This is a genomic window from Halarchaeum grantii, assembly GCF_014647455.2.
Taxonomy (GTDB): Archaea; Halobacteriota; Halobacteria; order Halobacteriales; family Halobacteriaceae; genus Halarchaeum; species Halarchaeum grantii.
This window is the reverse complement of record NZ_BMPF01000004.1, coordinates 58,945-85,318: the sequence shown is the minus strand read 5'-3', so window position 1 is coordinate 85,318 and position 26,374 is coordinate 58,945. Positions and strand designations below refer to the sequence as shown.

At 60.3% G+C, this 26,374-nt stretch carries 25 protein-coding genes and 3 pseudogenes; 12 read left to right on the top strand and 16 right to left on the bottom strand.

All coding sequences use genetic code 11. From position 1 onward, the window contains the following. The 7 genes from IEY12_RS12800 to IEY12_RS12770 form a co-directional block, all read right to left on the bottom strand. A complete protein-coding gene (locus IEY12_RS12800; protein WP_188884074.1) occupies window positions 1-921 on the bottom strand; it encodes a sulfite exporter TauE/SafE family protein in 921 nt (306 codons plus the stop codon). Between the two features lie 259 nt (window positions 922-1,180). Further along, window positions 1,181-1,942 carry an SDR family NAD(P)-dependent oxidoreductase gene (locus tag IEY12_RS12795; RefSeq protein ID WP_188884073.1) on the bottom strand — a complete coding sequence of 254 codons (762 nt, stop codon included), beginning with the start codon at window positions 1,940-1,942 and terminating at the stop codon, window positions 1,181-1,183. A gap of 143 nt (window positions 1,943-2,085) precedes the next feature. Further along, complete coding sequence (locus IEY12_RS12790; RefSeq protein WP_188884072.1) at window positions 2,086-3,090, bottom strand: sulfite exporter TauE/SafE family protein; 1,005 nt, start codon at window positions 3,088-3,090, stop codon at window positions 2,086-2,088. Window positions 3,091-3,092: 2 nt separating this feature from the next. Beyond that, window positions 3,093-3,242 (bottom strand): DUF7512 family protein, encoded by a 150-nt coding sequence (locus tag IEY12_RS12785; protein WP_176969909.1) that lies wholly within the window; start codon window positions 3,240-3,242, stop codon window positions 3,093-3,095. A 91-nt stretch (window positions 3,243-3,333) separates the two neighbouring features. Next, a complete protein-coding gene (locus tag IEY12_RS12780) occupies window positions 3,334-3,777 on the bottom strand; it encodes a DUF6691 family protein (RefSeq protein ID WP_176969910.1) in 444 nt (147 codons plus the stop codon). Continuing rightward, window positions 3,777-4,283, bottom strand: coding sequence for a YeeE/YedE family protein (locus IEY12_RS12775; protein WP_176969911.1), 507 nt, complete (start codon window positions 4,281-4,283; stop codon window positions 3,777-3,779). The genes IEY12_RS12780 and IEY12_RS12775 overlap by 1 nt, the downstream gene beginning before the upstream one ends. A 2-nt stretch (window positions 4,284-4,285) precedes the next feature. Beyond that, window positions 4,286-5,467: an MBL fold metallo-hydrolase gene (locus tag IEY12_RS12770; protein ID WP_188884071.1), complete on the bottom strand. Its 1,182-nt coding sequence runs from the start codon at window positions 5,465-5,467 to the stop codon at window positions 4,286-4,288. A 203-nt stretch (window positions 5,468-5,670) separates the two neighbouring features. Here IEY12_RS12770 and IEY12_RS12765 point away from each other — a divergent pair, with 203 nt between their 5' ends. The 6 genes and pseudogenes from IEY12_RS12765 to IEY12_RS12740 all read left to right on the top strand — a co-directional run bounded on the left by IEY12_RS12765 (window position 5,671) and on the right by IEY12_RS12740 (window position 8,978). Further along, on the top strand, window positions 5,671-5,913 hold the full coding sequence (locus tag IEY12_RS12765; RefSeq protein ID WP_020220637.1) for a sulfurtransferase TusA family protein: 243 nt from the start codon (window positions 5,671-5,673) through the stop codon (window positions 5,911-5,913). Between the two features lie 7 nt (window positions 5,914-5,920). Continuing rightward, window positions 5,921-6,499: a DsrE/DsrF/DrsH-like family protein gene (locus IEY12_RS12760; RefSeq protein WP_188884070.1), complete on the top strand. Its 579-nt coding sequence runs from the start codon at window positions 5,921-5,923 to the stop codon at window positions 6,497-6,499. 69 nt (window positions 6,500-6,568) lie between these two features. Continuing rightward, window positions 6,569-6,925, top strand: coding sequence for a rhodanese-like domain-containing protein (locus tag IEY12_RS12755; protein ID WP_188884069.1), 357 nt, complete (start codon window positions 6,569-6,571; stop codon window positions 6,923-6,925). A gap of 64 nt (window positions 6,926-6,989) precedes the next feature. Then, a pseudogene (locus tag IEY12_RS12750) lies at window positions 6,990-7,622 on the top strand (MFS transporter); the annotation flags it as partial. A gap of 193 nt (window positions 7,623-7,815) precedes the next feature. Beyond that, a complete protein-coding gene (locus IEY12_RS12745; RefSeq protein WP_123078651.1) occupies window positions 7,816-8,208 on the top strand; it encodes a SpoIIAA family protein in 393 nt (130 codons plus the stop codon). Window positions 8,209-8,369: 161 nt separating this feature from the next. Beyond that, complete coding sequence (locus IEY12_RS12740) at window positions 8,370-8,978, top strand: GNAT family N-acetyltransferase (RefSeq protein ID WP_123078653.1); 609 nt, start codon at window positions 8,370-8,372, stop codon at window positions 8,976-8,978. Between the two features lie 43 nt (window positions 8,979-9,021). On the opposite strand, the gene IEY12_RS12735 is transcribed toward IEY12_RS12740, so the two are convergent. From IEY12_RS12735 to IEY12_RS12720, 4 genes are all read right to left on the bottom strand, one after another. Next, window positions 9,022-9,843, bottom strand: a complete 822-nt coding sequence (locus tag IEY12_RS12735; protein ID WP_123078655.1) for an IS5 family transposase — start codon at window positions 9,841-9,843, stop codon at window positions 9,022-9,024. Window positions 9,844-9,901: 58 nt separating this feature from the next. Then, window positions 9,902-12,238, bottom strand: a complete 2,337-nt coding sequence (locus IEY12_RS12730; RefSeq protein WP_123078657.1) for a heavy metal translocating P-type ATPase — start codon at window positions 12,236-12,238, stop codon at window positions 9,902-9,904. 79 nt (window positions 12,239-12,317) lie between these two features. Further along, window positions 12,318-13,250: a cation diffusion facilitator family transporter gene (locus tag IEY12_RS12725; protein ID WP_123078659.1), complete on the bottom strand. Its 933-nt coding sequence runs from the start codon at window positions 13,248-13,250 to the stop codon at window positions 12,318-12,320. 58 nt (window positions 13,251-13,308) lie between these two features. Then, window positions 13,309-15,903, bottom strand: a complete 2,595-nt coding sequence (locus IEY12_RS12720) for a heavy metal translocating P-type ATPase (protein ID WP_123078661.1) — start codon at window positions 15,901-15,903, stop codon at window positions 13,309-13,311. Window positions 15,904-16,111: 208 nt separating this feature from the next. On the opposite strand from IEY12_RS12720, the gene IEY12_RS12715 reads away from it, so the two are divergent. Continuing rightward, entirely contained in the window at window positions 16,112-16,822 is a 711-nt protein-coding gene (locus IEY12_RS12715) for a CPBP family intramembrane glutamic endopeptidase (protein WP_188884068.1), read from the top strand. On the opposite strand, the gene IEY12_RS12710 is transcribed toward IEY12_RS12715, so the two are convergent. Further along, window positions 16,819-17,100: a hypothetical protein gene (locus tag IEY12_RS12710; protein ID WP_148040712.1), complete on the bottom strand. Its 282-nt coding sequence runs from the start codon at window positions 17,098-17,100 to the stop codon at window positions 16,819-16,821. The two genes, IEY12_RS12715 and IEY12_RS12710, sit on opposite strands and share 4 nt — an antisense overlap. Further along, window positions 17,097-17,453 carry a DUF7541 family protein gene (locus IEY12_RS12705; RefSeq protein WP_123078667.1) on the bottom strand — a complete coding sequence of 119 codons (357 nt, stop codon included), beginning with the start codon at window positions 17,451-17,453 and terminating at the stop codon, window positions 17,097-17,099. Before IEY12_RS12705 ends, IEY12_RS12710 begins: the two co-directional genes overlap by 4 nt. 96 nt (window positions 17,454-17,549) lie before the next feature. On the opposite strand from IEY12_RS12705, the gene IEY12_RS12700 reads away from it, so the two are divergent. The 5 genes and pseudogenes from IEY12_RS12700 to IEY12_RS12680 form a co-directional block, all read left to right on the top strand. Continuing rightward, window positions 17,550-17,753 carry a hypothetical protein gene (locus tag IEY12_RS12700; RefSeq protein ID WP_148040713.1) on the top strand — a complete coding sequence of 68 codons (204 nt, stop codon included), beginning with the start codon at window positions 17,550-17,552 and terminating at the stop codon, window positions 17,751-17,753. Between the two features lie 209 nt (window positions 17,754-17,962). Next, on the top strand, window positions 17,963-19,639 hold the full coding sequence (locus IEY12_RS12695) for a transposase (RefSeq protein WP_123078669.1): 1,677 nt from the start codon (window positions 17,963-17,965) through the stop codon (window positions 19,637-19,639). A 192-nt stretch (window positions 19,640-19,831) separates the two neighbouring features. Then, window positions 19,832-20,497: pseudogene (locus IEY12_RS12690) on the top strand (MFS transporter); the annotation flags it as partial. Between the two features lie 227 nt (window positions 20,498-20,724). Next, the gene (locus IEY12_RS12685) at window positions 20,725-22,401 is read left to right on the top strand and encodes a transposase (RefSeq protein WP_188884067.1); all 1,677 of its coding nucleotides are present in this window, start codon (window positions 20,725-20,727) and stop codon (window positions 22,399-22,401) included. A 189-nt stretch (window positions 22,402-22,590) separates the two neighbouring features. After that, window positions 22,591-23,514, top strand: a pseudogene (locus IEY12_RS12680) (site-specific integrase); the annotation flags it as partial. A gap of 33 nt (window positions 23,515-23,547) precedes the next feature. Here IEY12_RS12680 and IEY12_RS12675 read toward each other — a convergent pair. Genes IEY12_RS12675 through IEY12_RS12665 form a run of 3 tightly spaced genes read right to left on the bottom strand, consistent with a single transcriptional unit; the run spans window position 23,548 to window position 26,369 of the window. Beyond that, window positions 23,548-24,201 carry a hypothetical protein gene (locus IEY12_RS12675; protein WP_188884066.1) on the bottom strand — a complete coding sequence of 218 codons (654 nt, stop codon included), beginning with the start codon at window positions 24,199-24,201 and terminating at the stop codon, window positions 23,548-23,550. 28 nt (window positions 24,202-24,229) lie between these two features. Next, window positions 24,230-26,149 carry a heavy metal translocating P-type ATPase gene (locus tag IEY12_RS12670; protein ID WP_004594624.1) on the bottom strand — a complete coding sequence of 640 codons (1,920 nt, stop codon included), beginning with the start codon at window positions 26,147-26,149 and terminating at the stop codon, window positions 24,230-24,232. Window positions 26,150-26,153: 4 nt separating this feature from the next. Next, window positions 26,154-26,369 (bottom strand): heavy-metal-associated domain-containing protein, encoded by a 216-nt coding sequence (locus IEY12_RS12665; RefSeq protein ID WP_004594622.1) that lies wholly within the window; start codon window positions 26,367-26,369, stop codon window positions 26,154-26,156. Between the last annotated feature and the right edge of the window lie 5 nt (window positions 26,370-26,374).

The following is a 26,374-nucleotide window of genomic DNA, read 5'->3' as shown; positions in this document are numbered from 1 at the left end:
TCAGAGTAGCGCGGGGATGGTGTTACGGAAGATGTTGAGCGAGATGATGAAGAGGAGCGTGATGACGAACCAGTTGAACCGCCGCTGGTCAATCTCGAGGCGCCGCAGATAGGTGCCGAGGAGGAGGCCGACGATCGTGACGACGGCAATTGTCGAACCCAGCCAGATCCGATACGTCGTCAGGAGGTCGGTGAACAGCGCCATCTGAACGAGACGCACCGTGAATATGATGCCGAGGACCATCGAGAGTCCGCCGATGTAGCGTTCGGTGTCGCGCTCGAACGTGTGGAAGTACGCCGGGAGGAGCGGGCCGAGGTTCGACGCCGCGAGCAAGAAGCCTTCGAGGAAGCCAGCGGTGCTGAGCGCGATCGGGTGGTGTGCTTCCTCAATGGTGACGAAGTTCTGGACGACCTGGAAGACGACGTAGGCTAGGATTATGAGGCCGATGAGGAACGGCACGATCGGCCCGGTGTTGTACTGTGCGAGGAAGTAGACACCGACGACCGAGCCGATGATCGCCAAGGCGACCAGAATCCACTCCTCACGGATGAAGGACACGCCAGTCTTCGTCTCGCCGACTTGGAACATATTGATCATCCACGGTGGAATCGCAAGCACCACGACGGCGAGCGTCGGGTCAATGACCGAGGCGAAGATTGGCGTTGTGATTAGTGCGTAGCCGAAGCCAAGCATACCTTTGATTGCACCGGCGACGACGGCGACGACGACGAAGAGAGCGAGTAGTTCGGTCGTCACAGTCGACTGCACACCCTTCGTGACGTTCCCCCAGCCCGGGAAGAGCAGAATCGAACCGGCGAGGACAGCAAGTGTCGCGAGGGACATCATCACCTCCCGATAGTGGAAGGCACGGAGGTTCGTCAGGAACTGCTGCGGGTCAATAGTTGGTTCGCGTGTACTCATATGAATCAGAGCGATGGACTCGGATATCACGAGATAGTGGCTGTACGCCTAACCATCTCGGTGAATCAGCAATTCGGGCAGTAATGCACGACGTGACGCCGGCGCTGATCGGTCTTGTCCGTGCTCAGTGAGGCCAAAACCCTGATTTCGCTGCTCCTATGTGTGTCATAGATACCTGCGAATATCGCACTTTAACGAGCGGCGAAGCGGTGCAACACCAGCGTGATGCCGACGATTCGACCGGTCAGGGACAAGGTGTCTATTGTGCGAGGTAGCCACCATCGACGCCGAGGGCCTCGCCAGTAACGAAGGAGGCGTTTTCATCACAGAGCCAGAGGACAGCACTCGCAACCTCCTCAGGTGTGCCGAGACGGTTCATCGCGTGCTTGCTCGCGATTTGTTCGCGGAGCTCGGAGCCCTCTTCCATACCGCCCTCGCGGAGGAGTGGCGTATCGATGAAGCCGGGACAGACGGCGTTCACGCGGACACCCGTCTCGCCATTCTCGAGGGCAGCAGTCTTTGTCAGTCCGAGGACACCATGTTTCGCGGCGACGTACCCGGAAGAGGTTGCGAAGCCAACCTTGCCGAGAATCGAGGAATTGTTGACAACGACGCCACCGGAGTCCTGCTGCTTCATCTGCGTAATCTCCGCCTGCATACACTTGAAAACGCCGACGAGATTTACGTCGATGACGCCCTCCCAGCTCTCGGCGTCGTACTCGTCGACCGGCGCACTGTCACCGCCGATACCGGCATTGTTGAACGCGTAGTCGAGGGAGCCATACTCCTCAACGGCGGATTCAACCATCGCTTCCGTCTCCGCAGCATCGGTGACGTCTGTCTCCACGAACAGTGCATCACCACCGTCGGCTTCGATGTCAGCGACGGTTTCCTCACCGCCTTCGACGTCAACGTCTGCGACGACGACGCGTGCTCCTTCCGCAGCGAATTCGAGGGCTGTCTCTCGACCGATCCCGGATCCGCCACCCGTTACGAGCGCCACAGAGTTGTCAGCGACCATACTACAGACTCTGTCGTGTGACATGAAAAATATCGGGGGTGGTTCTCATCCTCCGCAATCGAAGGTCGACTGACGACGCGAAGCCAAGCTACTACTGCTACACTCCGAGTGCTACATGGGGCTAAGAGTGCAGCGCAGGAGGGTCAGGATGTGGTGAGGCGGCACCACGTGCCGGACGAGTCATTTCGGAGGCGACAAACGGCAGCGAGAACGACGGCACCGCTGACGAGAAGTGCAGCCCCGAAGATGAGCACCGTGCTCACGGTGTTGAGCGCTGCGATGCCGTAGACGGTTCCGAGTTTGTTCGTCGCGACGGCGAGGCTGCCGGCGAGCAGCATTGCGGCGAAGTAGCCCTTGATTTCGTCCTCGTCGACGAGGTTCGTCGCGCCGGCACCGATGCGGGCGCCGAATGCGCTTCCGACGAGTAAGAACGCGACGACGGGTAAGGCGACCGCACCGGACTGCGCGTAAGTGAACGCGCCGAAGGCGCCGGAAATCGTGATTTGGAGGATGTCCGTCCCCACGGCGATGGCGGCCGGGATGCCGAGCCCGTACATCATGGCGGGCATCAGGAGGAACCCACCGCCGACACCGAGGAAGCCCGAGAGGACGCCGATGACGAGACCAATCGCGGCGACAATCACGCCGGAGACGCGGACGTCTCCACGGAAGGTGACCATCGGCGGAATTTCGATTTCTTGGACGCGCTCGGCAAGGTCAAGGCTGGCCCCGCTCTCGTCATCGGTCTCGTTCGTCCAGGCGTCGCGGAGAGTGAACAAGCCGACGAGTGCGAGCAGGCCGACGTACGAGACGTTGATAACGAGGTCGGCCATGCCGGTTGCCTCGAGGAAGAACACGACGCTCTTCCCGAGTTCGATGCCGGCAGTCATCGCGGCGGTCATGATGGCCGCGAGCTTGTAGTCGACTTGGCCGTGGTCGCGATGGCGGAGCGCGCCGATGACGCTCGTCCCGAAGACGAACGCAAGCCCACTGCCGACGGCAACTGTCGAGGGGTAGCCGAGCACGAGTAGCGCGGGTGTCACGAGGAACGATCCACCCATCCCGAAGAACCCGAAGAGGGTTCCGATCAGCAGGCCGAATCCGACGAACACGCCGACCATCAGGAGACTCAGCCCTAGGATTTCCATCGTCACTCACCCCTCACGGTGGCGAGGATGGTTGACTGGGCGAGGTGGCTCAACGCGCCGTAGCTGACGTAGAGGGCGAGCGCTTCGGCGAGCACGATGCCAACTGTCGCCACCGCCTGTAGGGGGCCGCTGAGGGTTTCGAGACCGAGCATCTCAAGTCACCATAGCTTGTTCTTGTAGTTCCAATACTGCACAATTCTGCTGGCGTGGGGATGCGATGTGGATGTGCTGAAACATGGATGATTAGTTGGCGGTATTCGCGAGGCGACTGCGGACGTAGCCCTGCGCGTACGCGCCGAGGAACATGCCCGCGATCGCCCAGAGGATCGGGAGGTTGCCGATGCCGACGCTCGCGTAGGCAGCGCCCGGACAGATGCCGGAAAGTCCCCAGCCGACGCCGAAAATTACGCCGCCGACGACGACGTTCCGGTCGAACTCCTTAACGCGCCGCGCGTACGCGGTCCCCGTCAGGGGCGCGCGATCAAGGACGGTCGTCGCGACGAAGAACGCGAGTCCCGTCACGACGGCAGCACCCCCCATCACGAAGAGGAGGCCGAAGTCGTCGAATTGGAGGAAATCCAAGACGACTTCAGGGCGAGCCATCCCGCTGATGGCGAGCCCGAGCCCGAAGACGAGGCCACCGACGAAGATGGCGGGCATGAACCACGGGCTCTGCTGGTCGCTCATCAGGGGCTCACCCCGAGTGCGGCGACGAGCTGTGCAGTCCCGATCGCGAACGCCATGAACGTCGCGACGTTCACGAGCGACGTCTCGGAGAGCGAGCCCACACCACAGACGCCGTGCCCGCTCGTACAACCCTTCCCGAGGCGCGTCCCGATACCGACGAGGACGCCGCCGCCGAGGAGGCGCCACCACTGGACGTCTGTGGTCCACGCACTAGGGTCGGGCGCGAGGACGAATCCCCAGAGGGCAGCGCCGGCAATGATGCCGAGTGTGAAGACGACGCGCCAATCGCGCGATTGGACGTACTTGTAGCGGTTGAAGCGTTCGACGCCGGAGACGTAGGAGAGCGTCGACTCGAGGAACGTGCTCGCACCCGCGATGATGCCTGTCGAGAGATAGATGATGGTGGCGCCGAGGCCGACCAGCACTCCGCCCACGAGATAGGGGAGGATTCCTCTCGGGAAGAGCCCCTCGAGCCCGGACGCGAGGAGTGGAGTAAACGCATCCATGATTAGTTCGTCATGGCGTCTTCACTCGCTGCGCAGTTGTTCGGGCCGAGCTCCAACTCGAATGCCGTCTCGTCGTCGGGCGCCTGCTGGCCGAGGTTCGTTGCGATAATCTCCGTGTGATTTGCGGGTCGCGGTGGCATGTCGGCGACGATGTAGTCGACGAACGCCTCTTCGTCCATGGTGAGCGCGTCCATCGTGTCGACGAGCGCGCCGAGGTCGGCCGTGTAGGTGCCGTCGCCGTTCGGTGTCGCGGCGTCCGAGTAGTGGGCGGGTGCGATGACCGCGTCGTCGTCGAAGCGCTCGATGAGGGCCTGCAGACTCTCGTAGAGAGTTCGTGCGGCGTCCCTCGCGGCCTCGGGGTCTTCGAGGTCGGGACGCGCGACGCTCTCCGTGAAGAGGCCGTCACCGGTGAAGAGGACGTTCCCGACGCGGTAGGTCGTCATCCCCGTCGTATGCCCAGGCGTGTGGATCGCCTTGACGTCGACATCGCCGACGTGGAGGGTTTCGCCGTCCGCGATTGTCTCGTAGTCACGGTCGTAGTCGACGCCACGAGCATCGGCCGTTTCAGGAAGAACGGCCGTCGCGTCGACCTCCTCGGCGAGGTCTCGGATGCCGGAGATGTGGTCGGCGTGGACGTGCGTGTCGACAGCGTAGGTGAGGTCGGCGCCGAGCGCGCGGGCGTCCTGCACGTACTCCTCAGTGAACGCCCGCAGCGGGTCGATAACTGCGGCTTCACCGTCGGACGCGACGAGGTATGCGAGACAGCCCGAGGACGGCCGCCGGTACTGCGCGATGGTCGCATCACCGTCGGTGTCGAGTTCGGCGTACTCGTAAATGCGCGCCCATCCCTTCATGCCGCGTTCGAGGTGATCGACGTTGTACCCGTTGTCTTCGAGCGTTTCGGCGATCATCTCGCTGGAACCGCCCTTCGCGCAGAGCACCGTGATCCGCCGATCGTCGGGGAGTCGCTCGTGGAGTTCTTCGGGAATACCGTCGAGCAATTCGAAGTAGGGGTAGTTGACGCTCTCGACGCTCGCGCCGTCGATACGCCATTCCTCGTAGTCGCCCTCCGAGCGGACGTCGAGGAGGAAGACATCCTCGCCGGCGTCGATGCGGTCCTTCAGTCGCTCCGGCGTGACTTCCTCAACTGCGGCGTCGGTCGTCGCGGATGCGTTATCGCTCATCTCACTCCACTGTATCGGCCGGCCGCAAATAAGACTTTGCATAGTAGTACAACTACTGCACAATACTCCATCTGCTATAATCGCTATATAGGTGCGCACGAGACAATAATAGAATATCCTCAAATACGAGAGTGTGTAATAGCTGAACTACTACCGGTATGTTTTTCAGCATAGACCCAATATTGGGTGGTGAGGCCAATATCATGGTAGACTACGAAGTCACCGAGACGCTCGACGTGAAGGGACAGAACTGCCCGATGCCCGTCGTCAAGACGAAGCAAGCGACCGACAATCTCGACGAGGGCGACATCCTCGAAGTGCTCGCCACCGACCCCGGAAGCATGAGTGACCTCGGCGGCTGGGCCGAGACGACTGACGGCGTCGAACTTCTCGACCAGACGGACGGCGAGGACGTCTACACGCACTACGTGCGGAAGACGGAGTGATCTAACAATGAGTACTGGCACACCATCTCCCGGCGACGAGACTAGCCCCAGTCGCGCAGAGTTGGAAGCGCGAGTCGAAGAGTTGGAGGAGACAATTGCAGACCTCGAGGCTGAGGGAGGCGACGGGCAGCCGAAGATGTCCATCATCGCCACCAAAGGGACGCTCGACATGGCCTACCCACCGCTCATCCTTGCCTCGACTGCGGCGGCGTTCGGCTATGAAGTCACCGTCTTCCACACCTTCTGGGGACTCGATATCCTCCACGAGGAGCGTTCGAAGAGTCTCAAGCTCAGTTCGGTCGGCAACCCGAACATGCCCGTTCCGAACGCCGTCGCCGCGCTTCCCGGCATGGATCGAATGACGACGAAGATGATGGAAAAGCGCATCGCGGACAACGACACCGCGACCATCAAGGAGCTTATTGACACCTCGCTCGACATGGGCGTCGAATTCCAAGCGTGTCAGATGACCATCGACCTCATGGACTACGACGAGGACGACTTCTACGATGGCGTCACGACTGGTGTTGGCGCCGCCACAGCCATTCAAGACATGGCTGACGCCGACATCCAACTTCTCGTCTGAGCGCCGTTCGTCTCGTACCTGTTTTCCAGCGAAGCGCTTATCACTTCGAGCGAATTAGTATTGTGTATATTGAGCAATACAATAACTTCCTCAGAAGTGTGGGAGCAAGCCAGCGAAACGTTCGTCCTCGACGTTCGGCCAAGCTACAGCTACCATGAGACGCACATCCCAGGTAGCCACAACCTCCCGATCTATGACCAGCTCAGCGGCGAGAACTTCATCGGTCTCGACGCCTCACTCACGGAACTTCCTGAAGACCGCGAAATCGCGGTTGTCTGCTTCAGTGGATCAAAGGCCGCGCTCGCCGCGAGTCGTCTTCGAGAGCATGGATACGACGCGAAGCGGATGGTCGGTGGAATGAACGGCTGGTCCTACATGACGACCAGCACCACCAGTCCTTCCGAGCCCAGCGCCAGTAACCCATGATTCTACGCGATACTCTTTCAAACCAGACACAAATACCTGTGGCGGACAGTCCGGTCAATAATTCATGAATGCGGGCTTTGCACACAAACAAGGCATCCGCGAACACCTCGGGCAGTTCTCACTGCATGTCCTGCTCGTATTCGCCACCGGGTTGACCATCGGGTCTGAGCGGGCGGTTGTCCCGGTTCTGGGACGTGACATACTTGGCGTCGAGTCACTCCTCGTCATCGGATCGTTCGTCGTCTCGTTTGGCTTCGTCAAGGGACTCCTGAACCTCTATGCCGGCAAATGGGGCGGTGAGTACGGCCGCAAGCCCGTGCTCGTCCTCGGCTGGGCGACCGCACTCCCGCTGCCCATCATCCTCATTTACGCCCCGAGCTGGGCGTGGATTACTGTCGGGAACATCTTACTAGGGATCAACCAGGCGTTGACTTGGAGTATGGCAATTAACGCCAAAATCGACATCGCAGGCCCCGACCAGCGCGGTCTCGCGGTCGGTATCGACGAAGCGTTCGGCTACACCGGCGTCGCCGTCGGCGCCTGGATTACGGGCGTCATCGCCGCCCAGACGAGCCTTCGGCCGGAGCCGTTCTACTTCCTCGCCATCGTCGTCGTGCTGGCGTTCCTCGTCTCTATCTTCCTGATCAAGGAGACGGTCCACCTTGCGGAGTTAGAGGTCGAGGACGACGATCACTACGCAGTAGTTGAGACTGGCTGTCTCAATGCACACGGTGCCGATCGGCTCTGCCGCTATCCGATTTATCGGCTCTGTTGAAGTCCTATCGATTCCACACCTTTCCTGCTGAAACAGCTGTTGGGTGGGACTGCGAACTGATCCGTCGAGCGACCACCGGAACTTTGATACATTTATTCGATTTCGTTCACTAAGGATGTTTGAGATACTGGACGCGACAGAGGACGATCTCATTGCGGTACGTGTCGGGAATGGTACTGCTGACGGCTACGAGGAGTTCTACTCGCTGCTCATTGAACGAACGAAGCAACATGGGTCAATCCGAGTGTATGAGGAAGTTCCCGACTGGACAGCAACGACGTATCTCACCCATCTGCACGGGATTCTTCCAGACCTTCGATACGGACCCGAGTTCGACATTCGTTCCTATGCGTGCGTCGGAGACTCGTTCTGGGCAAAATTACTCTTTCACCAGTGGCGAGCCATACGGCCAGTCTGGCCAGTTGCTCCCGACCAGATGCGATACTTCCAACTAGACAACCGCGACAGCGCCTTGCAATGGATTCGTAACGGTTCAGCCCGTCCGTAGCACTACGACTACTTTCTTCGCTGTACTTATTGAAGGTATTCATCAGACCGAGACAGTTTTCATGACCAAATTCAGGGGAGAACAGATACTCCGTAAGTGGGTGAACATATTGTCAGTGGGATGACAAATCGATTTTGACTGCTCCTCGAATCGTAGTGATAATGCCAGTGTTTCCAGTGGAGATGGAGAGTGAACGGCTACGCTACGAGCGGCTCCATCAGGATGAGTTTGACCCATACGAACTCTATACTCACGTCCAAGAAGGAGCGCCCGGAATTGACGAAATAACCGAGTACGTCACGTGGAACTCATACTCTCACCCCAAAGCGGCGTTCGAATGGGTCGAGCAGTGTGGGACGGAGTTCGAGAACGGAGAGAACGCTACCTACGTGATTCGACCGAAAGACGGCGAACACGCTAACGAATTCGCCGGTCTCGCTGGAATACATCCAGATTGGGACCGTCAACTGGCGACACTGGGGACGTGGCTCCGAAAGCCCTTCTGGAGACGAGGGTACTCTGGAGAACGAGCTGCTCGTTTTCTCAAACTCGCGTTCGACCGACTCGACCTCCAAATTGTGACGGTTACACACGACCCTGAAAACACGAACTCCCGGCAAGCCATTGAGAAATATGTTGAGCGATTCGGTGGTCATAAAGAGGGTCAAATCCGTAATGAACTCGTTATCGACGGAGAGCCACGCGACTCCGTCCGATACAGTATTGCTCGTCAGGAGTGGGAACAGAACTGCCGCGGAGAACAGGAGTGAACCGTTGAGCAAGAGCATTAGGTGGATTCCCTCTATTGAACGTTCAAAGTGCCTTGTCGATGTTGTGAGTGAGACAGCAGACAACGAGTTCACGGAACTGCTTCCACCAGTGCCGTGAGCGGACGAATGCGCCATATTTTCGTTTGAGGCGAGAGTTTACCGTCTCGTTTTGACTGCGCTGACCGTAGAGATCGGCATCCAACCGAGCATTCCACGCTTTGTGAAGAGACGAGAACTCGCGGTGCTTGATGAGCGGACGAACACCAGTTTCACGGGCTAATGCGCGAATCTTCTGATCATCGTATCCCTTGTCGCCGAGGAGAACTGCTACTTCCCCGGTATTCCGCTTGATGAGCGACGGCGCGATCTTCGAGTCGTGTTTTCGTGTTGTTGTTACGTGTACGTCGAGGACAGCATTTGCTCTCGTGTCCACGAGAAGCGTGACTTTCAACTGCTGAATCGTCAACTTCGTTCGCTTCGTATAGTGCTTCGAGGCGTGACTACGGTCAAAGCCAGAGGCATCGATACCGACGACACCGTTGGTCGGGAGGAGGGTAACCGAGAGGTTGAGCAGCACACGCCAAACCGCCATATCGAGCCAGTTAAACGCCTTACACAACGTCGAAGGAGACGGGAGTTCCTCAAGACCAAGGGCGCTCCGAATGCGAGGCATCTCGATAAGTTCGTCAAGGAGCGTCCGGTACGTCGTATTCTTCCGCACCTTGAGACGGAGCAAGACGATGTGCTTGTGGAGTGTGTACCGTCGTTTCGAGAACTTTGACGAGTAGCGGGCAACAGCTCGCCGAGCCAAGTGATATGCCTGCTCAACGAACCGAAGCAACTGCGACTTTGGGAGGGCCTGCATCCGGTCAGACTACCGGGCGAACCTGTAACCCTCCGAGGATTTCAACAGAGCCGATTTATCACAAGTTGCTGGTGAGGGGGCGGTAGCTGTTTGCGAGCACGAGTATGGTTCCGGTCGCCATTAGCGTCGTCGCGACGAGCGGTGTGACGAACCCAACGGCAGCGAGCGGGACACCGATAGCAGGCACTGTGAGCGCGAGTCCGAGATTTTCGAGAAGGCGACGCCGTGTCCCACGCGCGATTCCGAAGAGATCGCGGAACGGCGTCAGATCGTCGGCCGTTACGAGAGCGTCCGCGACAGTCACGGTGAAGTCACTTCCGGAGACCATCGCCACACCGAGATCAGCAGCGGCAAGCGCTGGTGCGTCGTTCGTCCCGTCCCCCACCATCGCGACGACACCCTCATCGCGGAGGCGACGGACGAGCTCTTCTTTCGCTTCCGGTGGGACGTCCGCGTAGACCTTGGAGACGTCCGGGTGTGCCTCGAACTGCCGTGCAACGCGTGAATCATCGCCCGTGATGACCACGATCTGTCGGTCATCGGCCGCGAGCTCCGCGACAGTTTCCGTCCACTTCTCGCGGGGCTGATCTTCGAGTGTGATCACGCCTGTTGCGGTCCCCTCCCAGCCGACGACCGTTGGGAGCTCGCCACGGTCACGGACACGGTCGATTGTGTCACGGATGGCTTCGGGAATGCTCCAGTTGAGGTCGTCGAAGAGTGCGGGGTTTCCGACGGCCGTCCGCGACGCGTCCACGTCGGCCACGACACCGTAGCGGTACCGTTCGAACGACGTAACCGCTTGTGAGCGGTCCGGTGCACGGTCGCGGATTGCGGCGGCAATCGGGTGGCTCGAACGTGACTCGACGGCCGCTGCCCGCCGAAGAACCGCCTTACTATCGCACTCCTCAACTGCGTGGACGGCGGCGACACGCATTTCGCCGGTGGTGAGTGTTCCGGTCTTGTCGAACGCGATGACGTCTGCGTCGGTCACCCGTTCAAGGATCGTCTGATCAAAAACCGGGACGTCTCGCTCGGCAGCCGTTGAGAGCCCACGACCGACGGCGAGTGGTGTGACGAGGCTGAGGGAGACGGGGCAGGCGATAATCAGCACGGTGAGTGCCGTCCGAAGTGCGGGTTCGGCTGGCGCGCCAGCAACCGTCCACGCACCGAGTGTGACGAGTGCGAAGACACAGACAACCGGGATGTAGATTGCTGTCACACGGTTCGTGAGCCGCTCGGCCGGGGACTGTTCGGTCTGGAGATCCCAGACGAGGTCGCGGAGTCGGTCGAGTGTGCTCGTCGCCCCCTCGTCGACCGTGATTTCGAATGAGCCGTCGGCGGCAATGGAGCCACCGATGACCGTGTCGCCGACGACTTTACGCTGGGGTCGTGCCTCGCCAGTGATGAGCGCCTCGTTAACCGTTCCGCGGCCATCGACGATCGTGCCGTCAAGTGGGATTCGTTCGCCCGGCCGGACGAGAAGCCGATCCCCAGTCGTGCAGTCCTCGGGTGGGACGATCGTCGTTGTCCCGTCCTCAAGGAGGCGGCGTGCAGCGGTCTCTGTCTCGTCGACGAACTCGGTGAGGTCTTCGACCGCCTGGCGTTTATATCGGGCACGGGCGTGATTCCCGATTGTCGTGAGAACGATGACCGCCGTCGCGATATCGAAGAAGAGGTAGAGACGGTCGAGATAGAGCAGTGAGACCATGGAGTACGCGTAGGCGCTCACCGCAGTGATGGAGATGAGGACGTCGACAGTAAGCTGGCGTTCGTGGAGACTGATGTAGGCCGACCGGAGGATGGGGAATCCGACGCCGAAGATAGTGATCGTGGTGAACATCGCGACAGGCCCGTAGAGACCAGTAACGATTGCGTGATTATCGAGTGAGGAGGTCGGAAGGAGTCCGAGATAGACGGGGTAGAAGAAGGCAGCATAGATGATGTAGATGGGTGCGACGGCAATCACGGAGAAAATCGTGCGGAGATGGTCGAAGTCGAAGTCGTTCCGGTCGGCGGGTGTTTCCTCTGGTGTGGGCGCAGAGGCTCGATATCCCCATGCAGAAAGTGTGTCCTCGATGGTGTCACGCTCAACCGCCTCGGGGTCGTAGCTGACGCGCATCATCTCGGCCGTATAGCTCGCGGACGCACCGCTGACGCCATCGAGTGTCACAGCGCGTCGCTCGAGATACGACTCGCATGCGTGCGTATGCATGCCGCTGATCGAGAAATACGCCGTCTCGCCGTCAGTCTGCTGCGTTGTCTCAGGAGTGTGTTCGATGTGTGCGCCACTGGTTCTCGTCTCCCCCTGTTGGCAGCCACGCGAGCAGAACACCTCCCCGTTATCACGAATCGGCTCGCTATCGATCTCGCGGCCGCAGAACGAACACGTAGTCACGGTCGCCTCGTAGAGTCCGAACGGAGACGCGCCTGAGCTAGCGGGGTATGTCTCTGTATCATGGTGGGCGTCACGGTCGCTAATGTGTATGGGTAGTTGTGCGGTGCGTCGTTGCTTCGTTCACGAGTTCGACAGTGACGTGGTCAAGGCCGGCGTCTCGGAGTCTCTCGTGGATAGTCGCCCGTAGCTCCTCTTGGGTATTGAGCGAATCGACTGAGACCTTGACTCGAACTGTCCCGATGGTAAGCCGACTACAGACCTGCCAGACGTGGCAGTCCTCGACCGCCTCAACGCTCTCGATCGACATGAGGGATGCCTGCAGGTCGGCGATCGGAATCGGGCTACGTTCGAGGAGGAGGTCGAGGCTGTCACGCAACACGGTGTATGCTGACCAGATGATGACGACAGCGATGAGCGCGGCCGTGATCGGGTCTACCATGCGGATCTCGAAGACGGCGACGATGGCGGTCGAGATGATGACCGCGACGGACGCCCCGGTATCGCCGAGCAGATGGTAGAACGCGCCGCGTTCGTTCAGGCTGAGTTCGTCGCCGTGGAGGTAGCCGACGGACGCGACGTTCACGACGAGGCCGCCCGTGGCGAGGAGGACGGTCATCGTCGGGTCGAGGTCGACGGGGTTGTAGAATCGCTGGTAGGACTCGTAGAGGATGACGAGCGCCATCGGGACGAGGAGCACCCCGTTGAGGAGGGCGGCGAACGGTTCGAGTCGGTGGAGTCCGTACGTCCACAAATCGCGCTCCTCGTACCGGTCGGCGACATAGGTGGCTGCAAACGCCATCAGATACGACAGCGCATCGAAGAGCATGTGGACGGCGTCGCTTAGGAGTGCAAGCGATCCGAACAGGAGACCACCGGCGAGTTCGATGACGAAGCCAGCCGTGTTAATCGCGGCGACGACGCCGAGTTTACGTATACTTCGCGGCTCGGTATGGTTGCCGTCGCCGTGGTCGTGGTCTGAATCTGTCGTCGTGTCGTGGTTGTGGCTCTCCATTAGTTTGGGAACGAGTGGAAGCGCATCAGTGAGAGTGTAGTGCGACTGGGTGAGCGCTCTAGTCGTCCTCGGGGGTGATTCGGGAGAGGCGCATCGCGTTGCCGGTGACGCCGAGCGTCATCCCGGCATCGCCGACGAGGACGGCCGCCCAGATGGGGACGAGGCCAAAAGGCACGGCGAGCGCGAGGGCGGCTTTCGCGCCGAGACTCGTCCAGACATTCTGCCGGATGACGCCGTTCGCGTCGTGCGACAGTTCGTAGAGATAGGGGAGGCGTGCGAGGTCGTCGCTCATCAGCGCGATGTCCGCCGTCTCGAGGGCGGTGTCCGTACCGGCCGCACCCATTGCGACACCGACAGTCGCCGTTGCGAGCGCCGGCGCGTCGTTCACGCCGTCGCCAACCATCGCGACGCCGTCGTACTCGCCGTCGAGGTCCTGGATGGCTTCGACCTTCTCGTCGGGGAGGAGTTCCGCGCGGAACTCATCAACGCCGACCTCCTCGGCGATGGCGCGTGCAGTACGCTCGTTGTCGCCGGTGAGCATCACGACGTGCGCGACGCCGAGGTCGTGCAGGCGCTCGACGGCGCGACGCGCTTCGGGGCGGACTTCGTCCGCGACGGCGATGACGCCTTCGAGTTCGTCCTCCGTCCCGACGAGAATCACCGTCTTCCCCTCGGATTGGAGGTCGGGGATGGTGTCCTGGAGGAGGTCGAGGCAGTTGTTCCGCTCGCAGAGGCGCTGGCTGGTCTGCGTGACGACCCCGCCGTCGGTGACGGCGTGGACGTGCGAGAGGTCGAAGCCGAGTTCCTCGAAGAACCCCGGCTTGCCCGCGTAGTGCGTCTCGCCGTCGAGGTCAGCGCGCACGCCCTTCCCGGTGACACTCTCGAACTCGGAAACCGAGCGCTTCCCGACGTCGTTCTCCGCGGCGTGGTCGACGATGGCTGCGCCGATGGGGTGTTCGGAGCGCGACTCGAGGCCGCGCGCACACCGCAGGACGTCGTCCTCGGTGTTCTCGTTGAGCGGAATGACGTCCGTCACGGCGAGTTCGCCCTTGGTGAGCGTGCCGGTCTTGTCGAGCGCGACGGCCTCGACGTCGCCCATCGCCTCGAGGTGTTGTCCGCCCTTGATGAGGACGCCGTTCTTCGCGGCGCTCGTGATGCCCGACACCACCGAGACGGGCGTCGAGATGACGAACGCGCACGGGCACGCGAGGACGAGCAGGGTGAGGCCGTAGACGACGGACTGCTCCCAGGTCGCCCCGAGGACGAACGGCGTGCCGAGCGTGACGAGGACGGCGAACGCGACGACGACCGGGGTGTAGTAGCCGGCGAAGCGCTCGACGAACTGCTCGCGTTCGGTCTTGTTCGCCTGTGCGTCCTCGACCATCTCGATGATGCGCGAGAGCGTGTTGTCCCCAGCCTCGGAAGTGACTCGGACTTCGAGGTAGCCCTCCTCGTTGATGGTGCCGGCGTACACCTCGTCGCCATCCGTCTTGTCCACGGGGACGGACTCGCCGGTGATGGGCGCCTGATTGACCGCGCTCTCGCCGACGCTGACCTCGCCGTCCATCGGAATCTTCTCACCGGGCTTGACCACGACGACGTCGCCGACGCGGACGTCCTCGACGGGCACCGTCATCTCCTCGCCGTCCCGTTTGACGGTGGCTTCGTCCGGGGAGAGGTCCATCAGCTCCTGCAGGGAGTTGCGGGCCTTGTCCATCGAGTAGCGCTCCAGAAGCTCGGCGACGCTGAAGAGGAAGGCGAGCATCGCGGCCTCCATATAGAGCCCCTCGCCGAAGCCGACACTGACGACGAGTGCCCCCGTAATCGCGATGGACATCAGCAGGTCGATGTCCAGATTCCGGTTGCGCAGCGAGTAATACCCTCCCTCGATGATCTCCTGACCACCAACCGAAACTGCGATCAGGAAGAGGACGTCCGCGAGCGCGAGCGTAAATGGCCCCGTAATCAGCGTAGAGTTCTGGCCGCTCAGGACGAATTCGAAGAGCAGGCCGAGCGCGACAAACCCACCGCTAATCCATGTCTTCGTCGCGCGATCACTCTGCCAGACCCCGTCAGTCTCTGCCAGTCCACTACTCCCTTCCCCCCTGGAGACCGTCGTCTCAGTGACGTCGTAGCCAGCGCTCTCGATCGCCCGTGTCACGTCGTCAGCCGACACGTGCGCCTGGTCGTACGTGACGACGACTTTCCCAGTCGTGGGTTGGGTTTGATAGGTGCTGACGCCAGTGACGTCCTCGAGGGCGTTCTCGACCTTCCCCGCGCAGGACGGGCAGTCCATCTCCGGAACGGTGAACGTCTCGGTCGTCTCACCGACGCCAGATTCGACGGTATAGCCGGCCTTCTCGACGCGCTCGGCGATGGCCTCTGGCGTGGTTCCCTCCTTCTCGTAGCTGACGGTGAGGGTACCAGTCGTGACCTGCGGGTCGACCGTCTCAACGGCGTCGAGTTGCTGCACGCTCTTCCGGACTTTCCCGGCACAGGACGGGCAGTCCATCTCCGGAACGGACAACTGTACTACCTCTCCGTTCACCAGGTCTGCCACTGGCTCATCATGCTCGTGGCCATGATCGTGGTCGTGATCATGGTCGTCATCGTCGTGATTATGGTCGTGTGCTGATGCTGGTGGATCGCTCATACTCGGAGATAACCATCATACAGTTATTAATCCACCTGTTAACTGAAACGGTCTATATGGGCTGTATTGCCAATTTAACTCCCTATATTATTATTCCAGATGGGTGAACTGATTCGTATATAATAGAGTGATGGTCAAGACCGACCAGCATTTCTACGGCCCACGCACATCTTTGTGTATGAATGCGATCTCGGACCGTGTCCGATCGGTGACTCTCACCATCGCACTCGCTATTGTTGGGTTCGGTGTCGGTACACTCCTCGTCGCGACGGGAGCCGGACTCCTCACTGTTGTTGGTATTCCGGTCTTTGACCGTCCCGCTATTCAACTCGTACTTAGCGCCACACTTCTCCAAGGTATTGCGTTTGGGGGGGTCGCGCTCCTCTACAGCCGACTTGGCAATACATCTCCACCACTCCCGGTAGCGGTTCCATCGCGGCGTGATCTCGCGATTATCGTCGCTGGAAGTGTCGCGACACTCGCGCTTTGGGTCGGTCTCTCCATGACGGCGAGTTTCCTCGGGCTTGATTCGGCGACAAACCAAGTCGTGACTACGGCAGCCAAAAACCCCGCCGTCCTCCTCCTCATGATCCCGCTCTCCTACCTCCTTGTTGGGCCTGGCGAGGAATTGCTCTTCCGTGGCGCCATCCAAGGACGGCTCCGTAGCGAGTTCACACCGACTGTTGCGATCCCGATCGCGAGTGCAACCTTCGCAGTTCTGCATGTCTCTTCGCTCTCCGGCGACGGAAAGCTCGTCTACCTCGGTGGTGTGTTCCTCATCGCACTCGTCCTCGGTGTCCTCTACGAATATACAGAGAACCTCGCCGTCCCAGCACTTGTTCATGCGACGTATAACGCGGTCCAATTCGGCGTCGCGTATTTCTCGCTCTCTTCAGCACCCGCAGTGCTTCTCGGCTAGTCTCTCAGAGACGCAGTATCATACTTCGAGAGGAAGAGCACAATACCCAGTATGACGGCCATCCCAATGCTGACCGAAATCATCCCGTAGAGGAAGAGGTTGAATGGGGAGAGTGCGAACGATATCGGACCAAGCGTCGCCTCTATCCCTTTCTCAACAGCGCTCTGAAGGACGGAGGCACCGACCGCGTATCCGAATCCAGCGGCTGTAAGAATGGCGACGATGAGCATCGCGATTACGATATGAGAACCGGATCGGGTTGGGGCGCGCTCACTCATAGTCGACGTGTCTCGTAGAGCCAGCACACAATTGCACCGATAACTGCCAGGACACCAGCAGCGAGCACTGTAACGCCGCGTACCCAATATGTTGTTGCCGCGAGTAATACGAGTCCGGCCGTTGTGAAGAGACTCCCAATTCCAAGGGCTGGGCGCGAGAGCGTACGTGCATACCCGGATTCTCTGAAGATTCCGATAATACACACCTCAAGAAGTAGGAGTCCACCGACTGCGACCGGGAGGAGTACACCCGCAAGGAAGACGCCAACCTCGGAAAGGACAAGTCCAAGCGCAAGGAAGACGGGCCATGGACTCGATCGTTGGTAGCCTGCTGCAAGCCCACTCTCAGCCATACACCCCCTTTGGACGACCGATATAAGAGCCGACCGGTCGCACAACTGAGCGTTCGAATCCGAATGATATAATAACTCATCTCCAAAAATACGGCTATGAATAAAATTCTCGGAGACGCCAGTGTCGGTCTCATGACTGTACTGCTATTCGTAATCACAGTTCTCTTCCTCATGTACCCCGACCCAGCAAAATCAGGTAGTGTGAAACTGGTTATCCGGGGACTTCTAGGCGTTGTTGGCGTTCTCATCATCGGTCTTATTGTATCCTTCGCGACAGGAACTGGATCTGAGGCGCATTGAGCAATCTTAACAGCATCTCTGTCTCTGTTGTTCAGGATAAGGTCAAGGGGAGGCGGCGCTGGCACGTGTTGAAAGTCATTAAATCAGCTATATCTAACGATTAGCTGCACCAGTCCTGTTCGCGATTGAGGGATCCAACAGAGCACAGAACTCTTCCTCTACTGGTCGGTTGGACGGACTCTTGAGCGTCTCCGGGCTATTCTTCTGCAGTGGCTGCGACTCGCGAGTCTCGACGCAGCGTCTTTCGACGAATCGCACACCAGCAGCGCGTCGAATGGCCCGAATATGACTCGACACCGCTGTACGATCGCTCCTCACTTGGTGGGTTAGAATCAGACGTTCGAGTCGTCTCACGTGTCTGGTTTACGCACCCTGATCATGACTCACTCGAACAGTTTGTCTGCGAGCTTCCTCTGGCCTACTTTCGCTTCGAAGCCCACGACTGCTACGAGAGTTCGACATGCTACGAGATGGATACCCTCTTTCGCGTGTTCGTGCTGAAAGAACTCCACGGCTGGACGCACGAAACACCTCTCGTCGAGTACCTCGATACCTACCCCGAACTTTGTGAACGCCTCGAGTTGGGGACGGTTCCGGATCAATCGACACTGTGGCGCACATGGAACGAGCGTTTCACGCGCGATCTCCGCGAGACGATCCAGGAAGCGGCTCGACTAATCTTGATCAAAGCGCAGAACGCGGGTGTCGCTGTACCACGCAAACCAGAACGAAACCTCCCGGATCGAGGCGACGACGCTACTGAATCGGACCCTGCCGACCAGGCCCTCCTCGACAAGGCCGGGATGATTACCAAGCACGTCAGTCGCGTTGTATTCCCCGCGTTCTCGCTCAACCGTGGTGAGGGCTGTGAGATTCCCGAGAACGCTTACTGGGGCTTACAGACCTACTTGGGACTCCGTGAGAATTTGGCCGCCAACGAGGGCGCTCGCAGCTTCATTCACGAGTCGACGCGTGATCGAACACCACTCGGACACGGCCATCGCGACCAGATTCGCGATCTCTCCATCGAGCAGATCCGCGAGATGTACCGACAGGCACTCCGACAGCTCATCAACGAGCTCGCGGAGACAGAGGAGTTCTTCCGAGCGGGTATTGTCGCGATCGACATCACTGAGGACGATCCCTTTACCGGCGATAGGACGGGCCACGAGGACGAGATTATCGGGACGAAGGAGAAGAACGACGAATACGCCTACCAGTGGGCGACAGTCCAGTTGGTCGGCAACGCAGTCCCTCTTGTCCTTGATGCCCGTCCGGTACGGAAAGGTGAATCACGCAAGGAGATCGTCGAGGACTTGCTGGATTCGGCGGAAGAGCTCGTCCACGTCGATAACGTGCTGATGGACCGGGAGTTTGATAGTCAGCACATTCTAGAGATGATCAGCCAGCGGGGGCTCTCCTACGTCGTGCCGAAACGGATGCAAACGAGTGAGAAAGCTCAGGCCAAGCGGTTGCTCCAGCGTGATCAAGACCGGTACGAGACCGACCGGAAGCTCCATCTCGGGAAGAACGAGTGGCATGAGACGACGCTAATCTACCGTCGGAAGGAGAACTCTGAACACGATGATCACCGGCAGTACTCGGTGTTCATGTCCAACCGGGGTGGGGGCTTCCTTAGTGAATATGGATATCGCTGGGAGATTGAGAGTGGCTATCGGTCGATCAAGCGATTCATGGCCGCGACAACCTCGACCGATTTCGGGCTGCGGTTCTTCTACTTCGCGTTCGCGTGTCTCTTGTACTCGATTTGGCGAGCGGTCGATCTACTCGTCCAAGTCGAGTTGACCGGGGAATACGAACGATCACCGATGGTGACTGCCGATAATACGCTCACGCTGTTGAAGAAGGAGACAGGAATCGGGTAGTAAGGTACTCTCCCCGTGATAGAGCGCCGTCTGAGTGGCAACGCTACCGAAAGGGACCGATAATCCATCATATAGTAGGCATACTAACAAGAGTGGCCGTTTGGAGAGTAACCTGAAGCAGTTTCCACTCATCGATTCGTCCGAGACCGCGCATTACAGGCCGGCTAAACCCGGTGTAGTCTCAACTTCCCTCACTACGACGCGAACCTGCCGTTTGTCGAGGTGCTGAAGCGGGCGACCTACGGCGACAAGACGCTGTTCGCCGCGGCGCAAGCGGGGCACATCGAGAAGTTCGTCGACACGCTGTTCTGGCTTGCCGTCCCACTGTATCTCACTAGTCAGGGACTCGGAATTGCGGCCGTTGGCTCTGTCGTGGCCGTCCACAGCGCGATGTACTTCCTTCAGATTGCGACTGGCGGGCTCGCCGACCGCATCGGACGCCGACCGCCGGTCCTCGTTGGGATGTTCCTCGCTGGCGTGGGCGTCCTTGGGATGGTTCTCGTTGACGGGTACCTCCCGTGGGTCGTGCTCTCCGGGGTGTCGGGTCTCGGGATGGCATTACTCTATCCGAACCTAATGACAGTCCCGGGCGATGCGGCCCACCCGACGTGGCGCGCGACCGGGATGGGCGTCTATCGGATGTGGCGTGACTCTGGCTACGGCGTCGGCGCGATCCTGATTGGACTCACTATGGAGTTCGTGAGCGCCGAGGCTGCGTTCTACGCGACTGCACTCCTGATGTTCGTATCGGGGGCAATCGTGTACGTCTGGATGGAGGAGACCCATCCCAACTTCGGGACCCACGAACCACCAGCACCCGCGACGGAAACTCTGTCGGACACAGGAACTTGTGATTAAAACCAGGACTCTGTAGTTTTCGTTGAGAGGCGCCTGGCAGTGGTGTCATATTTCACTCCTCCCAGAGGCGCGTCAATCTGGAGGAATTGGTTTAGCAGTTGGTGATACAGTTGTTGCATTGCTTAAATTGACGGCAGCACGAGCGATTCGTGCCTTGAAACAGAATGGGCAAGTGTAGTCCGAGCCAGTGAACGGGTTCTTAGGAGTGTAGTAGCTATCCTCTCACAGTGACTGCGACGCGCGCGTCACGGCGGACCGTTTTTCGCCACATTGCACGACTCCCTTACTCTGAATGGCCCAACTACGATTCGACCCCACTCTACGATCGAAGCTCACTGGCTGCTGTTGAGGAAGACGTTCGAATAGTAGCGAGCGTCTGGTTCGAACATGATGCTCACGAGTCGGTTGATGAGTTTGCCTGCCAGTTTCCCTTGGCGTATCTCGAGGTCACTCCGCACGACTGCTACTCGTCGACCACACAGTACGAAATGGAGCAGCTGTTCCGGGTATTTCTCCTCAAGGAACTCCACGGGTGGCCCCACGAAACAGCGCTCGTCGAATACCTCCAGCAGTCACCCGAGATTAGTGAGCAACTCGGGCTTGACTCACTACCAGATCAGTCGACGCTCTGGCGTACCTGGAACAAGCGATTCACGGGAAATCTTCGGGAAACGATCCAGAAAGCGGCTCGTACGATTCTCGTCAAAGCACAGAACGCGGATGTCGCCCTGCCACGCGAACCAGAACGAAACCTCCCGGATCGAGCCGACGCCACCTCTGAATCAGACCCAAACGACCAGGCCATCCTCGACAAGGCAGGGAAGATCACCGACCACGTCAGTCGCGTCGTGTTCCCCGCGTTCTCGCTCAATCGTGGTGAGGACTGTGAGATTCCCGAGAACGCTTACTGGAGCTTACAGACCTACTTGGGACTCCGTGAGAATTTGGCCGCCAACGAGGGCGCTCGCAGTTTCATTTTCGAGTCGACGCGTGATCGAACGCCACTCGGACACGGTCATCGCGACCAGATTCGAGATTTCTCCATCGAGCAGAGTCGCGAGATGTACCGACAGGCACTCCGACAGCTCATCAACGAGCTCGCGGAGACAGAGGAGTTCTTCCGCGCAGGCATCGTCGCGATCGACATCACTGAGGATGATCCCTTTACCGGCGATAGGACGGGCCACGAGGACGAAATTATCGGGACGAAGGAGAAGACTGACGAATACGCCTACCAGTGGGCGACAGTCCAGTTGGTCGGTAACGCAGTCCCACTCGTCCTTGATGCCCGCCCGGTACGGAAAGGCGAGTCCCGCAAGGAAATCGTCGAGGATCTGCTCAACTCTGCCGAGGATCTCGTTCACGTCGATAACGTGCTGATGGATCGGGAATTCGACAGCCAGCACATCCTGGAGATGATCAGTCAGCGTGGGCTCTCCTACGTCGTCCCGAAGCGGATGCAGGCCAGCGAGAAAGCCCAAGCCAAACGGTTGCTCCAGCGCGATCAAGACCGGTACGAGACCAACCGCAAACTCCATCTCGACAAGAATGAGTGGCACGAGACGACGCTAATCTACCGCCGGAAAGAAGACTCTGAACACGACGACTATCGACAGTACTCGGTGTTCATGTCCAACCGTGGCGGTGGATTCCTCAGCGAGTATGGCTATCGCTGGGAGATTGAGAGCGGCTATCGATCGATCAAGCGATTCATGGCTGCGACGACGTCCACGGATTTCGGGCTCCGGTTCTTCTACTTCGCGTTCGCGTGTCTCTTGTACTCGATTTGGCGAGCGGTCGATTTGCTCGTCCAGGTCGAGTTGACGGGTGAGTACGAACACTCGCCCATTGTGACGGCCGATAATACGCTCACGCTGATGAAGAAGCAGACCGGAATCGGGTAGTACGGTGCTCTACCCGTGATAGAGGGTCGTCTGAGTGGCAACGCTACCGAGAGTTGCAGAAAACCGTCCATATGGTAGGAACCTCAACAATAATGGTCGTTTAGAGAGGGTTCTGAAGCAGTCTCCAGTCATCGATCCGGTCAAAACCACGCACTACAGCCCCACTAAACCTACTGTAGTCTCAACTTCCAGTGGTGTGGCTGGTGCGTCAACGAGGGATATCTTGAGGCCCACTACGCGCAGCGAGCGAGTGCGATGGCGCCGCTGCCGGAGGACGACGGTCGCAAGCCCGGCGACCAGCAGGCCTGGACGTCCGAACAGCGCCACGCCCTCACCCGTCACGTCGACGAACGGGCCCGCGACGCCGTCGAGGCGTACACGACACTCCCGGAGGATACTGATCCCCTCGACAAGCAGCGAGCACGCTACGCGGCGTTGAAGGCGGCTCGTGACCGGGCGCTGGTGTTTGTCCTCGCGTACACCGCCGTCCGCGTTGGCGAACTCCTCCGCGATCCGAACGACCCGCGCCGGCGCGGCGTCCGCTGGGAGGACCTCTCCGTCGACGACGGGAGTATGGACGTCTACCGGAAGAAACAGCAATGGGATGCCGCGAGCCTTCCCGATCCGGTGATCTCGCCGTTGCGAAGCTATCGCCAGTTGATGGACCCACCAACGGAGCGCTGGCCGGTGTTTCCGACGTTCGACCAACGGACGCTCGCAGGGCTCGTCCGGGAAAACCTCGCCGAACGAGGGGAACGCCCAGAAGCAATCATTGAACGCTGTGCGGAGTACGCTCGCGACCTGCTGCTGGCGCTCGATGTGGACATTCGGCCGCCGTCGATCACGACGGACGGCGCACGGTCGATTCTCCAACGACTCTCGGAGGCCGCGGAGATCGACATCGACCATCCGAAACACGATTATCTTGCTCCGCACGGTGGCCGTCGTGGCATGGGCGAGGTTCTGGTCCGGGCATTCGGATATACTGTGGCGGCCCGATATCTCGATAATTCTGAGGAGATGGTTCGTGAGCGGTACTCGCATATCGAGGCTGGTGAGTTAGGTGATGTCGCTACTGAGGCCCTTGAGGAGATCGATAGTGTACCGCAGTAACTTATTTCGAGTGAGAGGGGTAGACCGTCGCGTTCACACCGCGTCGACGGTGAACAGCGAGTCGTCGCTGAGGACGACCTGTACCCGGCGGCGCCAGGCGTCAGCGAAAGCCTCTCGTTGCTGGTCAGTTGCCGATTCGTCGAGAATCCCTTGGAGGTTCCCGATTGCGGGTCCACCGTCAGGAACGTCGCTGACGTGGTAGGTCACTTCGACGGTCTCGTCCGTGTCGGTTCGCCGGAACCGGAACGTCGGGTCCGCCGTGTCCGGGTCGAACGCGTCGAAGCGCAGGAGGTCGCGGCGGCCGCCATAGCCGCCGGCGAGCCCGCTGAATCCGTCATCGCCGGTCGCGCCAGTCACGTACGAGATGATGCGGCTCATCACGCCGTACGCGGCATCGTCCTGCGGGCCGGCCGTCTGGACCTCGATTTCGCTCCGGACTGGATAGTCGTCGGGATACAGGGCGTCGAGCCCGAGCTGGACGATCCGATAGGCACCCGAGGCTGTCGGACAGGAGTGTCCGGCTTCTTTCACCGCGTCCCGGTAGGTGACGACGAACGGCTCGCCCGGTTCGAGGACGCCGAGGGCCTCCGCGACGGGGTCGCGGATTTCGATCGGGTCGGCGTCGTAGTCGACCTGCCAATTGGTTCTCGTCTGGGTCGTGTCAGTCGCAGTCGAATTCGATGTCATGAGTTGTGGTTGTGATCGTGTCTCGTGGTCAGTAGCGGAGCAGTCGCATCCCGTTGAGGATGACGAGGAGGACGCTGGCCTCGTGGACCAGCATTCCCGACGCGAGGGTGACGTAGCTGGTGAGCACGCCCGCGAGGAGGACGGTCACGGTCAGCACCGCGAGCCCGACGTTCTCGAGGACGTTCCAGCGCGTCGCCTTGCTGAGTTTGACCGCGTACGGGATGCGTTCGAGGTCGTCGGCCATCAACGCCATGTCAGCCGTTTCGATAGCGGTGTCCGTTCCCGCAGCACCCATCGCGATGCCGACATCGGCAGTGGCCAGCGATGGCGCGTCGTTGATGCCGTCGCCGACCATCGCGACGACGTGGCCGTCGGCCTGGTAGCCCTCGATGACGGACTGCTTGTCCTCGGGGAGGAGTTCGGCACGGTACTCGTCGATACCGACCTCCTCGGCAACGGCAGCGGCCGTCCGCTCGTTGTCGCCGGTGAGCATCACCGTCTCGATGCCAGCGTCTTGGAGCGCCGCGACGACCCCAGGAGCGGCCTCCCGGAGCTCGTCCCGCATCGCAATCGCGCCGATGATGTCCCCGTCCCGAACGACGTGGACGACTGTCTCGCCGCGCCCCTCACGCTCGCGGACGTAGTCGGCGACCCGATCGGGGACATCGACGTCGCGGTCGTCCAGCAGCGCGCGGTTGCCGACGACGACTTCCTGGCCATCGGCATGGGCGATGACGCCCTTGCCGGCGACCACGTCGAAGTCGTCGGGATCGGGGACCGACCTGCGCCCCACGTCCGTATCGTCCGCTTGGGCGACCGTCGCTCCACCGTCCGTCGCAGCCGTCTGGCGTTCGCGGGCCATGTCGACGATGGCGTCCGCGAGGTGGTGTTCGCTCTTCTTCTCGGCGGTCGCTGCGAGCGAGAGGACGTCGGCGGCGGCGACGCCGAACCCCTCGATACCGGAGACGGTGGTCTCGCCCTTCGTGAGCGTCCCCGTCTTGTCGAAGGCGACGAGATCGATCTTGCCGGCGCGTTCGAGGTGTTCGCCGCCCTTCATCAGCACGCCCGACCGGGCGGCGTTACCGATGGCCGAGACGATGCTGACCGGTGGCCCGATGACCAGCGCGCCCGGACAGCCGATGACCAGCAGCGTCAGCGACAGGATCGCGTTCTGCGTGACCGCGTACGCGCCGATAGCCAGGGCAATGACGGCCGGCGTGTAGTACTTCGCGAACCGGTCGATGAGACTCTCCGTGGGCGACTGAGCCTCCTGGGCCTCCTCGACGCGACGGATGATCCGTTCGAGAGTCGTATCCGATCCCGCTCCCGTCGTCCGGATTTCTAGCGCGCCCTCCTGGTTGACCGTCCCGGCGTACACCTCGTCGCTGTCGGCCTTGTGGACGGGCGCGCTCTCGCCGGTGACCGGCGCCTGGTTGACTGCGCTCTCGCCGTCGACGACGGTTCCGTCGACCGGGATCTTCCCGCCCGGCTTTACGACGACGACTTCGCCCTCTTCGACATCGCGGGCGGAGACCTTTTGGAGTGTCCCGTCGCGACGGACGGTCGCCGTGTCGGGCGTCATCTCCAGTAGCTCCTGAAGTGCCGTCCGGGTCTTCCGCATCGTCCGGCCTTCGAGGTAGCTGCCAAGGCTGAACAGGAAGACGACGGCGGCGGCTTCCCAGTACTCCCCGATGACGATAGCACCGATGGCGGCCAGCGTCACCAGCGTCTTGATGCCGAGCGTCCGGTTGGTGACCTCGTGGTAAGCGGTCTTGGCGATGTCGTAGCCACCCACGACCGTCGCGAGGACGAGGATGGCGGCGCTTGCCATCTCGAAACTCGTGAGGTAGCCGAGACTCCAGCCACCGCCGTACAGCAGGCCGCTTGTCGCCGTGACGATGGCCTTCCGGTGGTTCCGGTAGTACTGCGTGATCGATTGTTTGTTCATAGTGTTAGGCGGGCTGGGGAGTGTACCCCTGGTTTTCGATGGTCTCTGCGAAGGCGTCGGGGTCAGCGACGCTGTCGTCGTACTCGATCTCGACGCGGCCGGTCGCGTAGTGGACTTCGACGTGCTGGACGCCGTCGACGTTCGACAGGGCGCGTTCGACGGTACTCGCGCAGGTCGGGCAGTCGAAGTCGAGGACGCGGAATTGGGTTGTGTCGCTCATTACAG